We start from the raw sequence: 12,694 nt of genomic DNA, 5'->3' as shown, positions 1-12,694 counted from the left end.
TGCAGTGGGGAGAGGACCGTGGAGGACGGTCAAAGGGCCAGCTTGAAGCCCACGTGTGAGGCAGTGAAACCGAGGCGTTCGTAGAAGCGGTGGGCGTCCGTGCGTGTGTTGTCCGACGTCAGCTGCACCAACTGGCAGTTCTGGCGGCGGGATTCGTCGATCGCCCACTCGATGAGCCGGGACCCGAGTCCACTGCCACGCTCGTCGGCGTGGATGCGCACCCCTTCGATGATCGATCGGGTGGCACCGCGTCGGGACAGTCCCGGAACGATGGTGAGCTGAAGCGTGCCGACCACGCGATCCTCCCGCGTCGCGACGACCACATGCTGGTTCGGGTCGGAGGAGAGGCGCTCCAGTGCGGCCAGATAGGGCTGCAGGTCGTCGGGGGACTCCCGCTGGGCACCCAGGGGGTCGTCGGCGAGCATGGCGACGATCGCGGAGACGTCGTCCGTCGTGGCGGGCCGAATATCAAGATCTCCCATGCTCGAACCCTATGCGGGACACTCGTGTGACGGCACCACAGGTATGCGGACAGCCTCCAGGGCGCGGACTTGTTCGAGGAGGGTCTGGCTGACGGCGTCGGCGTCGGCGACTTGCTTCATCTGCAGGTGTCCGCCCTGGCCGCGCCTCGATCCCGTCCACGCAGCAGGGAGAGCGCGCACCAGCTCTGGGAGAGGGCGATCAGCGCGGGGTCTGTGGCAGTCATGGGGCCCTACCGCCACTCCGTCCTGAAGTGGCTCGGCGAGCAGGAACCCAGCGAAATTAGTGGCGTTTGCATATATAGCGCGTATGCAATTATTGTGGTAGAGCGCTACGTGCTCATGCAATCGTCTGGGAAGGTGTCACCCCCCATGCCGCTCGCGCTTCTGGCCCTTGCGATCGGGGCCTTCGGAATCGGAACGACCGAGTTCGTGATCATGGGGTTGCTGCCCGAGGTCGCGGACGACTTCGGAGTCCCCATTCCCACCGCCGGCTTCTTGGTCACGGGCTACGCGCTCGGCGTCGTGTTCGGCGCCCCGCTGATGACCGCCCTCGGTACCAAGATCTCCCGCAAGCGGATGCTGATGCTGCTGATGGGGCTGTTCGTCGTCGGCAACCTGCTCTCCGCCCTCGCCCCGGCCTTCACCGTCATGCTGATCGGACGCGTGGTCGCCTCCCTCGCCCATGGAGCGTTCTTCGGGATCGGTTCGGTCGTCGCCGCCGACCTGGTTGCCCCGGACAAGAAGGCCGGAGCCATCGCGATGATGTTCACCGGCCTGACCGTCGCCAATGTCGTCGGCGTCCCGCTGGGCACACTGATCGGCCAGAGTGCCGGCTGGCGCCTCACGTTCACGATCGTCGCTGCCCTCGGAGTCGTCGGCCTGGTCGGCATCGCCAGGCTCGTCCCCGACATGCCCAGGCCGGAGGGCGTACGCCTGCGTCACGAACTGGCCGCCTTCAAGAACGCCCAGGTGCTGCTCGCCATGGCGATGACCGTCCTCGGCTTCGGGGGTGTCTTCGCTGCCATCACCTACATCGCGCCGATGATGACCCACGTGGCAGGCTTCGCCGACGGCTCGGTGACCTGGCTGCTGGTCCTCTTCGGCCTCGGCATGGTCGGCGGCAACCTCGTCGGCGGCAAGTACGCCGACCGGGCCTTGATGCCCCTGCTGTACGTCTCCCTGGGCGCTCTGGCCGTTGTGCTCGCCCTCTTCACCTTCACCGCACACCACAAGGTCCTGGCCGGCGTCACGATCGCTCTCATCGGTGCCCTGGGCTTCGCCGCCGTGCCGCCGCTCCAGAAGAGGGTCCTCGACCAGGCACACGAGGCCCCGACGCTCGCCTCGGCCGTCAACATCGGTGCCTTCAACCTCGGCAACGCCCTCTCCGCCTGGCTCGGCGGCCTGGTCATCTCGGCCGGCTTCGGCTACACCGCCCCCAACTGGGTGGGAGCCGCCCTGGCCACAGGGGCTCTTCTCCTCGCGTTCCTCTCGGCCGCGCTGGAACGCCGGGACAGCGCTCCCAGCTCAGTGGTCGCAGGGGCGACACCCGCAGAGCAGCGGGCCGCGCTGCACCACTGAAATTGCGTGGCCCACAGCCGGGCACGACGATGGCGCCGGTTCCCCGAGGTTTGGGGCACCGGCGCCGTCGTACAGGCGGGTCTCAGACTGCGGCCACCGTCAGCGGAGCGAACCGCCGAGTCCAGTCGCCCGGCAACTCCGGGATCCCATAGGTCATGACCGAGTTGTAGGTGACCGACGCCAGACCGCGTTCCTTGGCCCACGCTCGTAGCTCTTCGTGCCGTACGTCGATGTCGGTGCGCAGGGGACGGTCGGTACCGGCGGCGAGGGATGTGAGAAGTGCCTGGGCCGTCTCGGTGTCACGGGCGATCAGCGGGCCCACGACATGGGTGCTCATGTTGGGCCAGGCGGCCGCGTATCCGATGAGCCGGCCGTTCTCCTCGGCGACGCGGAACTGGTCGGCGAAGGCAGGCAGCCGGGTGATGAGGTGGGTGCGGTCCGTGCCGAGCACCTCCTCGTCGAGCCGGAGAATCGCGGTGAGGTCCTCGGCGGTGGCCGCACGCGTGTCCACCGTCGGTGCCGGGCCGCCCGGAGTGAAGTGCCCGCGGAGCATCTCCGCCCGGCCGGTGACCTTGAAGCCCAGTTCCTCGTAGAGCGGGCGGCCGTAGGGCGTCGCGTGAAGAGTCAGCGGGGTGGTGCCCATCGCGGACAGAATGTGACGCATGAGCCGACGGCCGATGCCCTGCCGGGCGTGCCGTTCGGCGACCAGCACCATCCCGATCGCTCCCAGATCGGGCTCGCTGTAGGGCCCGTACTCCGTGACCACGCAGGCGGTGACGAGGCCTCCGTCGGGGTCGTCGATGCCGTAGCCCTTTCCGGCCGCGAGGAGGAGGCCCCACTTGTGTTCCTCGCGTGGCCACCCCCGGTCCTCGGACAAGTCCGCGCAGTCGGTGAGATCACGAAGCGTCAGACGACGGATGGGGAGAGCGGCGAGAGAAGGAGTCGGCACGCAGGTCAGGCTGTCCGACGTGTGCCCTCGGCGTCCACCTGTTTCCCGGGGCGCGTACGAGCTTTTGGCCATGTCGTAGCCAAGCGCACAACACGTGATCAGATGCCGGGTGTTTCACGTGAAACATCGGAGAACGACGACCGTCCGATGATCGACCAGAAGCACCCGTGTCGCCTCGCCGATCGCATGGACCACTAACCTCAGGAACATGGCGAGACTTCATCTTTTCGACCTCGACGGCACTTTGCTGCATGGAACCAGCGCACCTGTGCAGATTTCCCGGCAACTCGGGCTTGAGGCCGAGACGGTGGCACTCGATCAGGCGATCGGGGCCGGGCTGATAGGCCCGTCCGAATACGCACAGCAGGTGTACGCGTTGTGGGCTTCCCTGACCGAGGCGCACGTCGTCGCGGCCTTCGAGGGTGCCCCGTGGCTTACCCGCATTCGAGAGGTCTGGGCGGAGATCAGGGGACAGGGTGACTACTGCGCGGTCGTGTCACTCTCACCCTCCTTCTTCGTGGAGCGGCTCATCGGTTGGGGAGCTCATGCCGCGTACGGGTCCCGCTTTCCGGCCGTTCCCTTCACCGAGCCCGTGGATCCTTCGGGAGCCCTCAGCGCCGCCGCCAAAGTCCTGATCGCGGACCGGCTGTGCGGGCAGTTCGGAGTGACAAGGGCCGACTGCGTTGCCTATGGCGACTCATCCTCTGACAAGGATCTGTTCGCCGCGGTGCCGATCTCGGTGGCGGTCAACGCGGACCATCATCTGTCCGATATCTCGACCCACTCCTACAAGGGCATGGACCTGTGGGAAGCCTATGAATTGGTGCGCCACGCTCGGTAATTGATTCCATTCACGGTTCACCTGTGTGCGGAGTGGCGGCCGTGGTAGGGGCAATGCAGCCTACCGGGACGGGGAGATCGAAGGCCCGTATTTGTGGTTATGGGCCAGGGGGTTCGTACGCGGTGGGACGCTGCGGTGAGGGTGCCGCGGCAGCAATGCGTCTGCGGGGGAAAGCGGGCATCTTCCGACCGAGGAAGGCCGCAGACCGACCAAGAGATGTTCGAGGCGAGGCACACCATGGACGCTCCGACCGCCATGTCGGCTGACAACGACACTTCCGGGGGCGCGAGCGGAAGCAGCTGGTTCGCTTCACGTCATCAGCCGGACGCGGACACCTCTCCAGGAGCCCCGACAGCCACTGAACAAGGCTCGCCGGCTCAGGCCACAGCGCCGCCCGGTACGGAGTCCGACCTCGAGAAAGCGACACCCACCGAGGAGAAACCCGCCCTGCCGACACCATGGTCCACTCCGGCACAGGTCCCGACAGTGCCGGCACGCGTCCCTTCCGCGTACCCCCTGGTCCCCGTGCACCGCTCCTTCCCGCACCAGGACATCCTCCAGCCGCCCTCCCCGGACGCCGTCCGTATCCGCCGGACCATGGCCGAGATCGCCCCTGTCGCCGGGAAGGTCACGTCGTACTTCTACGCGTTGCTCTTCGTACGCCACCCCCATCTCCGCCCGCTGTTCCCCGCCGCCATGGAGGCCCAGCGGGACCGCCTGCTCAGGGCACTGCTGACGGCGGCCGAGCACATCGACAACGCACCGGTCCTGGTCGAGTACCTGCAGAGCCTGGGGCGGGGACACCGCAAGTACGGCACTCGCGCCGAGCACTACCCGGCGGTCGGGGAGTGCCTCATCGGCGCGCTGAGCAAGTACGCCTCCGCCAGCTGGGACACGGAGACCGAAGCGGCCTGGGTCCGGGCGTACACGAGGATCTCGCAGGTGATGATCGACGCGGCGGCCACGGACGAACTGCGCGCCCCGGCCTGGTGGTACGCGCAGGTCGTCTCGCACGACCTGAGAACCCCGGACGTCGCCGTCGTCACCGTCCGGCCCGACCAGCCCTATCCGTTCCTCGCCGGCCAGTACACCAGCCTGGAGACGCCGTGGTGGCCGCGCATATGGCGGCACTACTCCTTCGCCTCCGCCCCTCGCTCGGACGGGCTGCTGTCGTTCCACGTGAGGGCCGTTCCCGCGGGCTGGGTATCCAATGCCCTGGTGCGCCGGGCCCGCCCCGGCGACATCATCCGACTCGGTCCGCCCACCGGGTCCATGACCGTGGACCACACCACCGACAGCGGACTGCTCTGCCTGGGCGGCGGTACCGGCATAGCTCCGATCAAGGCGCTGGTCGAGGACCTGGCCGAACACGGTGCACGACGATCGGTCGAGGTCTTCTACGGAGCCCGCACCGACAACGACCTGTACGACATCGACACGATGCTCAGGCTCCAGCAGTCCCACCCCTGGCTGTCGGTCCGCGCCGTCGTCGACCAGCGGGCCCGTCTCCAGCTCCCCGACGCCGTACGCGCATACGGTCCCTGGCACGAGTACGACGCCTACCTCTCGGGGCCGCCCGGCATGATCCGCAGCGGTGTGGACACGCTCAGGTCCCTCGGGATCCCGTCGGAACGCATACGCCACGACTCGGTGGAGGAACTCGTCCAGTGACCTCGCGAGGAGTCAGCCCAGGTCCGGTGCGTGCATGGCCCGTACGCCCTCGATGTTGCCGTCGAGATAGTGCCGCAGGGACAGCGGGACCAGGTGGACGGAGGCGATCCCGACGCGGGTGAACGGCACCCGGACGATCTCGTACTCCCCGATGGGCTCTTCCACTTCGGGTCCGTGCCGCAGGGACGGGTCCATCGACTCCAGATGGCAGACGAAGAAGTGCTGCACCTTCACTCCGGTCGCGCCACCGTCGTCGCCGATGTGCTCGACGGTGTCCACGAAGCAGGGCACCACGTCGGTGATCTTCGCGCCGAGCTCCTCGTACACCTCGCGGTGCAGGGCATCGACGACGGTTGTGTCCGTCGGCTCGACTCCGCCACCGGGAGTCAGCCAGTAAGGATCCATGCCGGGCTTGGTGCGCTTGATCAGGACCAGATCGTCGCCGTCGAGCAGAACGGCGCGGGCGGTGCGCTTGACCACGGGTCGGACGGTCATGGGGGGTATGTGGCCCGGATGGTTCCACGTGAAACATCGCGAGGTGTCACCGGCCGGGCTCGCTGGGTGAGCAGCGCAAAATCCCTGCTCAGCACCAGTCGACAGCCGCCCGCAGCAGCCATTCGTGCGCCCGCGCGATATGCGGCATCGCCAGCGTCCCGGTGCGCACCACCAGGAAGTACGTCCGCAGCGGGGGCACGGGGGGTTCGTGCAGTGCGACGACGTCCCCGCGCTCCAGTGCTGGCGCGCACAGATAGCGGGGCAGCACCGCGAGCCCGGCGCCCGCGACCGCGCAGGCGAGTACGGCGCGCAGATCGGGGACGACGACGGTGCCCGGTGCGGCAGGGCGGGAATCGAAGACGGACGCCCAGTAGCGCGAGACGAAGGGCAGCGACTCGTGCACCTCGATCACGGGCATGTTCTCGAACTCGGGGGCTCGCTTGACCGCGGGCTGCGTCTTGGCCGCCTCCCCTGAGCCGAGCTGGTCGGCCCAGCTCGGGGCAGCGACCAGGACGTGCTCCTCGTCGCAGAGTGTGCTCGCGGTGAGCAGCGCACCCCGTGGACGGGCCGTGCTGATGGCCAGATCATGATGCCCGGCGGCCAGACCCTCCAGAGTCTCCTCGGCGTTCCCGAAGGAGGCCCGAAGAGCGAAGCCCTGGCCGTCCTCGCCGGTCAGCTCGGTGAGGACGGGCAGTGCCCGCTCGGCGGTGAACTCGGGAGGCCCCGCGAGATGCAGCGTGCGCAAGGACGACTCGTCGTCGAGGCCGGTCTCGGTGATCTCCACCAGGGCGTCGAGATGAGGTGCGGCCTTGTGGGCGAGTTCGTCACCGATGGTCGTGGGGGTCACGCCGCGGGCCTGCCTTAGGAACAGGGGGCGTCCCAACTGCCGTTCCAAGGTGCGGATCTGCGAGGTGACGGCCGGCTGGGACAGCCCGAGCAGCGCGGCGGCGCGGGTGAAGGAACCGGAGCGGTGCACTGTCACGAAGGTGCGCAGCAAGGCCAGATCCATGGTGACATCCCCCTCCCCGCCCCTTTCCCGGCCCCGGGGCAGGGGCCCCACTATAAATATGTCGATAGGCCTGTGTCGCTACTGTGATTGGACACTGACACAGAGTCAACTAGCCTTGTTCGCGCGGTTCTTCGCGCGCGGGAACCGGGGTGGTCCGAGCCACGAGGGGGGAGGCTCGGACCGCCCGTTGTGCGTAGCCGGACATGGCCGGACGGCCGTGAAGACCTGCTGAAACGGTCAGTCGGCCGACTTGTCCAACGCACGCAGCACATCCGCCACCAGATCTTCGGGGTCCTCCGCCCCGACCGAGAAGCGGATGAACCCCTCGGGCACGTCATCACCGCCCCAGCGCCGCCGCCGCTCAGCAGTCGAGCGCACCCCGCCGAAGCTCGTCGCGTCGTCCACGAGCCGCAGGGCGTCCAGGAAACGCTCGGCACACGCACGCGTGGGCAGCGTGAAGGAGACCACGCATCCATAGCGCCGCATCTGCTGTGACGCGATCTTGTGCGAGGGGTCGTCGGGCAGTCCCGGGTAGCGCAGCCCGCTCACCTCGGGCCGCTCCCGCAGTGCCTGCGCGAGCACGAGCGCGGTCGCGTTCTGCCGGTCCACTCGCATCTGAAGGGTCGCGATCGACCGATGGGCGAGCCAGGCCTCCATGGGCCCGGCGATCGCTCCGACGATCTTCCGCCAGCGGCGGACGGCGTCCACGGCTTCGCCCTCGCGGCCGGTGACGTACCCCAGGAGGACGTCTCCGTGCCCCGTGAGCTGCTTGGTGCCACTGGCGACGGAGAAGTCCGCACCGAGCTCCAGCGGGCGCTGTCCGAGCGGTGTGGCGAGCGTGTTGTCGACGGCGACCAGTGCTCCACGCGCGTGTGCCGCCTCGACGAGCCGCCGGATGTCGCACACGTCGAGCCCGGGGTTGGACGGGCTCTCGATCCACAGCAGCCGCGCGCCGTCCAGGGCGTCGAGCTGGGCGTCGCCGCCGGTCGGGGCGGTGCGTACCTCGATGCCGTACGCCTCCAGCTGGGCGCGGATCAGCGGAAGCACCTGGTAGCCGTCGCTGGGCAGGACGACCGTGTCCCCGGCGCGCAGCTGCGAGAAGAGCACGGCGGCGATGGCGGCCATGCCCGAGGCGAAGACCAGCGTCTCCACCCCGTCCTGCCCCGGCGCCTCCAGCTCGCCGATGGCACGCTCCAGCAGGCTCCAGCTCGGATTCGTGTCGCGGCCATAGGTGTACGGGCCGTCGACCTCGCCGGGCAGGTGGAAGTGGGCGGCGAAGGCCGGACCGGGCAGGGTCGGTTCGTTTTTGACCGCCTCGGGCAGTCCGGCCCGCACCGCGCGCGTGCCCTCTCCCGTGTCCGCAGCGCTGTCGCTCATGCCACTCGTCCTTCCGTCTGTTCACGCACCTCGGCGAGCAGACCCTCGCTCGCCGCTTCCACCATCTCAAGGCACTCCTCGAAGCCGTCCAGGCCCCCGTAATACGGGTCCGGAACATCGAGGTCGGCGCCCGCGGCGGGGTCGTACGCACGCAGCAGCCGTACCTTTCCGGCGTCCTCCGGCGTGGGTGCGAGGCGTCGAAGGGCCCTGAGGTGGCCGGCATCGAGGGCGATGACGAGGTCGAGGCGGGAGAACCAGGAGGACCGGAACTGCCGGGCCGTATGGGCGCCGCTGTAGCCGTGCTCCTCCAGGACGGACACGGTGCGCGGGTCCGCGCCGTCGCCCTCGTGCCAGCCGTCCGTACCGGCACTGTCGACCTCGACCAGGGCGTCCAGGCCGGCTTCCGCTATGCGGGCGCGGAAGACCGACTCGGCCATCGGGGAACGGCAGATGTTGCCCGTGCAGACGAAGCAGACGCGGTAGGTCATGCCTCCTCAGTCCTCGTCGGGCAGGACGATGTGCAGGGCCCAGGACACGATCGAGATGATCAGGCCGCCCAGGACGGCGGTCCAGAACCCCTCGACGTGGAAGCTCAGGTCGAGCTTGTCGGCGAGCCACGAGGTCAGCAGCAGCATCAGCGCGTTGACGATCAGCGTGAACAGGCCGAGCGTCAGGATGAACAGCGGGAAGGTCAGGAGCTGCACGATCGGCTTGATCAGGAAGTTCACCAGGCCGAAGACCAGGGCGACGAGGATCAGCGTCCAGACCTTCTTGCCGGTGCTGTCACCGGTCAGGGTGATCTTGTCGAGCAGCCAGACGGCGACCGCCAGGGCGCCCGCGTTGGCGATCGTCTTGACTAGGAAATTCTTCATGTGTCTGATCGTGGCAGAAGAGATCGGTTACGAGTACGACGAGGGCGGACGAAGTCGATGAAGGCATTCCGGTTGGACGAGCTGGAGGCGGAGCGCGCCGCCAACGACGGCGCCTATCTCCAGTTCCTGCGGGAGCGGAACATGTCCGTCGGCCTGTACGCACTCGACGCGGGCGCGCAGGACCCTCAGCAGCCGCACCGCCAGGACGAGGTCTACCTGGTGGTGAGCGGTCGCGCGGCGATCACCGTGGGCATGGAGACCACCCAGGTCGCGCGCGGCAGCGTGGTGTACGTGCCGGCCGGTGTGGCCCACAAGTTCCACCACATCAGCGAGGACCTCAGGGTCATGGTGGTCTTCTCTCCCCCGGAGAGCTGACCGGCCACCTCGGGGTTCCCTAGGGGATCAGTCAGGGGAGGACAAGGGGTGCGAGGCCCCCGCAGCGGCACCTCCCGGCCCTAGCATCGGGTGCAGGACATTGTGGATCCGGTACCAGAGGGGCCGGACAGTGCCGGACTGCAGAGAGGTTGAGTGCGATGGGAGAGATCTTCGCGGGGTTGCCGTGGTGGGTGAAGTGGGTCGCGGTGCCGGTCATCGCCCTGGTCGTGTTCGGCGGGCTGATAGCCACGGTTGTCGGCTTCGTCATCGGCCTGCTCTTCAAGCTGCTGGTCTTCGTGGCCCTGGTCGGTGGACTCGTCTACGTCGTACGGAAGTTCATGTCGAGCTCCTCGTCGCGCAGCGACTGGTGAGCGTCCGGAGCGGGCGGGGCGACCGGTAACAGGAATCCACCGTTCCCTCGGGCGAGGGAAGTTTTCCGTACGGGTCGTATACGTGTGGTGGCGGAGCGTTAAAGTCCGGAAGTCGACGCGGGGACGACCCCGCGAGCGGAGTACACCCCCACCCGTGTTCCCCGCACGGACCGCCCCCTCGCGCTCCGGGAGTGCCCCTTGGCCACGGCTGACACCGCACCCGCACAGATCGACGCCCGCTCGACTACGGCTCCGGCACAGCCGACGGCTTCGGTACGACCGACGGCTTCCGGAGGTCCGGTAGCTCCAGCCCAGCCGGCAGCTCCGGTACGGGCGCCAGCTTCGGTACAGCCATCTGTTCCCGCCCGGCCGACGGCCCCGGTCCAGCCATCCGCTCGTGTCCGGCCGACGGCCCCGGTGCGGGCGCTGGCTCCCGTACAGCCATCCGCTCCCGCCCGGCCGACGGGCCCTGTACGGTCGTCAGCCCCCGTCCAGCGGCACGCGGTGCCCTCCTCCGAAACACCCGAACAGGCCCATTCCGCGACCCTGATCGGGTCCGTGCAGCGCGCGATGCGACTGCTCGAATCCGTCGCGGAGCACGAGCACGGAGCCCCCGCCAAACAGCTGGCCCGCGAGACCGGACTGGCGCTCCCCACGGCGTACCACCTGCTGCGCACCCTCGTGCACGAGGGCTATCTGCGTCGCGACAAGGGCTTGTTCTTCCTCGGGGAGGCAGCCGAGCGGCTGAGCAGCAGCGGAGCCGAGCAGAAACGTCGCAGCACCGTCGTCGAGGCACTTGCGTACTGGCGCGACCTGATCGGCGTGCCGGTGTACTACGCCCAGTACCGGGACGGCGAGATCGAGGTCCTCTGTGTCTCCGACAGTCCCGGAAACCCGGCGGTCGAGGAGTGGGCCGACTTCCGTGAGACGGGGCACGCGCACGCCATCGGGCAGTGTCTGCTCGCCCAACTCGACGACGAGGCCCGGCGCGACCACCTCGACCGGTACCCCGTGCAGTCCATCACGCCGTACACCGTCCGCGACGGCCACAGCCTGCTCCGGCGCCTGGAACGGACCGCGCGGATGAGCCCGGTGATCGAGCGTCAGGAGTACGCGCTGGGGACCGTGTGCTCGGCGCTTCCGATCACTCTGGGTAATGCTGCTGCAACGATGGCCATCTCGCTGCCCGTCCATCAAGCGGACCGGTTGCTGGCCGCCACCCAGCAATTGCAAGAGGAAATCGGTCGTCTGATGGGCTCGCTCGCGATCTCTATCAGTATCTGAAAACTCACTCCTTGTGATCTGTCACTCACTTTCAGCAAGATGCCACCAGTATCAGAGGGATCATTTCGGCCGACGAAGGCAGATGACGGGGTAGGCAATGCGCGAGTCCGTACAGGCAGAGGTCATGATGAGCTTTCTCGTGTCGGAAGAGCTCTCCTTCCGTATTCCGGTGGAGCTGCGCTACGAGGCCTGCGATCCCTACGCCGTCCGGCTGACCTTCCATCTCCCGGGCGATGCCCCGGTGACCTGGGCTTTCGGCCGCGAGTTGCTGATCGACGGGGTCGGGCGGCCCTGCGGGGAGGGCGATGTGCGGGTGGCGCCCGCCGGTTCTGACCTGCTGGGCGATGTCCTGATCAGGCTTCAGGTCGGCGGCGACCAGGCCCTGTTCCGCTCGTCGACGGCACCGATCATCGCGTTCCTCGACCGCACCGACAAGTTGGTGCCGCTGGGCCAGGAGACCGCGCTGGCTGATTTCGACACGCATCTCGACGAGGCGCTGGACCGGATCCTGGCGGAGGAACAGAGCGCGGGCTGACCTCTTACGGCGATGGGGTGGCGGTTTGCTCCGTCGGGGGGTGGGAGGGTGCAGGAACGCTTCTGCCGTCGCGGGGCGGGACGCGGTTCCGACCGAATCAGGATGGGGTGACTGATCGATGCCGGCGAGGGATTGCTGATCAGCAGGGCGGGAGAGGGCGCTGAGCCGGACTGCCGGACACGCGGGGGTGGGTCGGTCTGGCGGAGTCAGGTTGGATCAGCCGGCCTGGTGCTTCCGCCGAGGTAGGGACGCGGCGAGTCTTGACGGCCGCGACCGGCGATCGGACCGTGGGGGCCGCAGAAACGCCGAGGCGGTGGGGGGAGCCGTGCTTGTGGCGAGAGGGCGGCGTGGGAACGGATGCGATGGGGCCCATCGTGCGTGCACACAACTTCTATGGCGAGCGAGTCTCCCTGTAGGAGCCGAGAACGGGGCGCCCGGAAAGTCCGTAACCGGAGTCTGAGGGCCGGGGACTCAGAGCGGAGCCCAGGAGCCGGGGCCGGGAGGCGGGAGCGGGGGCCGGGAGCGGGGGCCGGGAGCAGGGAGCTGGGCCGGAATGGGAAGCCGCCAGGCGAAGGCGGGAGGGGCACCCGGACCGGAAGCGGAATCTGACGGCCGTGGAGCCGTGGAGCCGTGGGGCTGTGGGGCTGTGGGGCCGTGAGCCGGTAGGTGGGAGACGGGAGCTGAGAAACCCGGAATCGGAGCTCGGGAGCCGTGGACTTGGAGCGGAGTCTCGGATCTGGGGCCCACGCCGGGAGGCGGGAACCGGTAACCCGGGCCAAGAACGGCAGTTGGCAGCCGTGAGCCGTGAGCCGTGAGCCGTGAGCCGTGAGCCGTGAGCCGTGAGCCGTGAGCCGT

At 68.3% G+C, this 12,694-nt stretch carries 14 protein-coding genes and 1 pseudogene; 7 read left to right on the top strand and 8 right to left on the bottom strand.

Going from position 1 to position 12,694, the window contains the following annotated elements; translation table 11 throughout:
* Positions 1–29: 29 nt before the first annotated feature.
* Positions 30–482: a GNAT family N-acetyltransferase gene (locus tag ACFVYN_RS16445; RefSeq protein WP_389998428.1), complete on the bottom strand. Its 453-nt coding sequence runs from the start codon at positions 480–482 to the stop codon at positions 30–32.
* Between the two features lie 81 nt (positions 483–563).
* Positions 564–706: pseudogene (locus ACFVYN_RS16440) on the bottom strand (MarR family transcriptional regulator); the annotation flags it as partial.
* 145 nt (positions 707–851) lie between these two features.
* Here ACFVYN_RS16440 and ACFVYN_RS16435 point away from each other — a divergent pair.
* Positions 852–2,060 (top strand): MFS transporter, encoded by a 1,209-nt coding sequence (locus ACFVYN_RS16435; protein ID WP_389998425.1) that lies wholly within the window; start codon positions 852–854, stop codon positions 2,058–2,060.
* A gap of 82 nt (positions 2,061–2,142) precedes the next feature.
* Here the strand turns inward: ACFVYN_RS16435 and ACFVYN_RS16430 are convergent, their stop codons facing one another.
* The gene (locus ACFVYN_RS16430; protein WP_389998422.1) at positions 2,143–3,009 is read right to left on the bottom strand and encodes a GNAT family N-acetyltransferase; all 867 of its coding nucleotides are present in this window, start codon (positions 3,007–3,009) and stop codon (positions 2,143–2,145) included.
* 208 nt (positions 3,010–3,217) lie between these two features.
* Here ACFVYN_RS16430 and ACFVYN_RS16425 point away from each other — a divergent pair, with 208 nt between their 5' ends.
* Both ACFVYN_RS16425 and ACFVYN_RS16420 read left to right on the top strand, forming a co-directional pair.
* Complete coding sequence (locus tag ACFVYN_RS16425) at positions 3,218–3,850, top strand: HAD family hydrolase (RefSeq protein WP_389998419.1); 633 nt, start codon at positions 3,218–3,220, stop codon at positions 3,848–3,850.
* 216 nt (positions 3,851–4,066) lie between these two features.
* Complete coding sequence (locus ACFVYN_RS16420) at positions 4,067–5,521, top strand: globin domain-containing protein (protein WP_389998416.1); 1,455 nt, start codon at positions 4,067–4,069, stop codon at positions 5,519–5,521.
* A gap of 12 nt (positions 5,522–5,533) precedes the next feature.
* Here the strand turns inward: ACFVYN_RS16420 and ACFVYN_RS16415 are convergent, their stop codons facing one another.
* The 5 genes from ACFVYN_RS16415 to ACFVYN_RS16395 all read right to left on the bottom strand — a co-directional run bounded on the left by ACFVYN_RS16415 (position 5,534) and on the right by ACFVYN_RS16395 (position 9,274).
* A complete protein-coding gene (locus ACFVYN_RS16415; protein ID WP_389998413.1) occupies positions 5,534–6,016 on the bottom strand; it encodes an NUDIX domain-containing protein in 483 nt (160 codons plus the stop codon).
* An 88-nt stretch (positions 6,017–6,104) separates the two neighbouring features.
* Complete coding sequence (locus ACFVYN_RS16410; RefSeq protein WP_389998410.1) at positions 6,105–7,025, bottom strand: LysR family transcriptional regulator; 921 nt, start codon at positions 7,023–7,025, stop codon at positions 6,105–6,107.
* A 237-nt stretch (positions 7,026–7,262) separates the two neighbouring features.
* Entirely contained in the window at positions 7,263–8,402 is a 1,140-nt protein-coding gene (locus tag ACFVYN_RS16405) for a cystathionine gamma-lyase (protein WP_389998407.1), read from the bottom strand.
* Complete coding sequence (locus ACFVYN_RS16400; protein ID WP_389998404.1) at positions 8,399–8,890, bottom strand: low molecular weight protein-tyrosine-phosphatase; 492 nt, start codon at positions 8,888–8,890, stop codon at positions 8,399–8,401. The genes ACFVYN_RS16405 and ACFVYN_RS16400 overlap by 4 nt, the downstream gene beginning before the upstream one ends.
* Before the next feature lie 6 nt (positions 8,891–8,896).
* Complete coding sequence (locus ACFVYN_RS16395; protein WP_389998401.1) at positions 8,897–9,274, bottom strand: phage holin family protein; 378 nt, start codon at positions 9,272–9,274, stop codon at positions 8,897–8,899.
* A gap of 57 nt (positions 9,275–9,331) precedes the next feature.
* On the opposite strand from ACFVYN_RS16395, the gene ACFVYN_RS16390 reads away from it, so the two are divergent.
* From ACFVYN_RS16390 to ACFVYN_RS16375, 4 genes are all read left to right on the top strand, one after another.
* Positions 9,332–9,649: a cupin domain-containing protein gene (locus tag ACFVYN_RS16390; protein WP_389998398.1), complete on the top strand. Its 318-nt coding sequence runs from the start codon at positions 9,332–9,334 to the stop codon at positions 9,647–9,649.
* A gap of 158 nt (positions 9,650–9,807) precedes the next feature.
* A complete protein-coding gene (locus ACFVYN_RS16385) occupies positions 9,808–10,020 on the top strand; it encodes a DUF5326 family protein (RefSeq protein WP_389998395.1) in 213 nt (70 codons plus the stop codon).
* Between the two features lie 546 nt (positions 10,021–10,566).
* Positions 10,567–11,304 (top strand): IclR family transcriptional regulator, encoded by a 738-nt coding sequence (locus ACFVYN_RS16380; protein ID WP_389998565.1) that lies wholly within the window; start codon positions 10,567–10,569, stop codon positions 11,302–11,304.
* A gap of 97 nt (positions 11,305–11,401) precedes the next feature.
* A complete protein-coding gene (locus tag ACFVYN_RS16375; protein WP_389998392.1) occupies positions 11,402–11,839 on the top strand; it encodes an SsgA family sporulation/cell division regulator in 438 nt (145 codons plus the stop codon).
* The last annotated feature ends 855 nt before the right edge of the window (positions 11,840–12,694 follow it).

The sequence above is a fragment of the Streptomyces sp. NPDC058307 genome (assembly GCF_042880295.1).
In the GTDB taxonomy this organism is placed as follows: Bacteria; Actinomycetota; Actinomycetes; order Streptomycetales; family Streptomycetaceae; genus Streptomyces.
The sequence above is the reverse complement of the archived record's forward strand: the minus strand, read 5'-3'. Positions and strand labels throughout refer to the sequence as shown.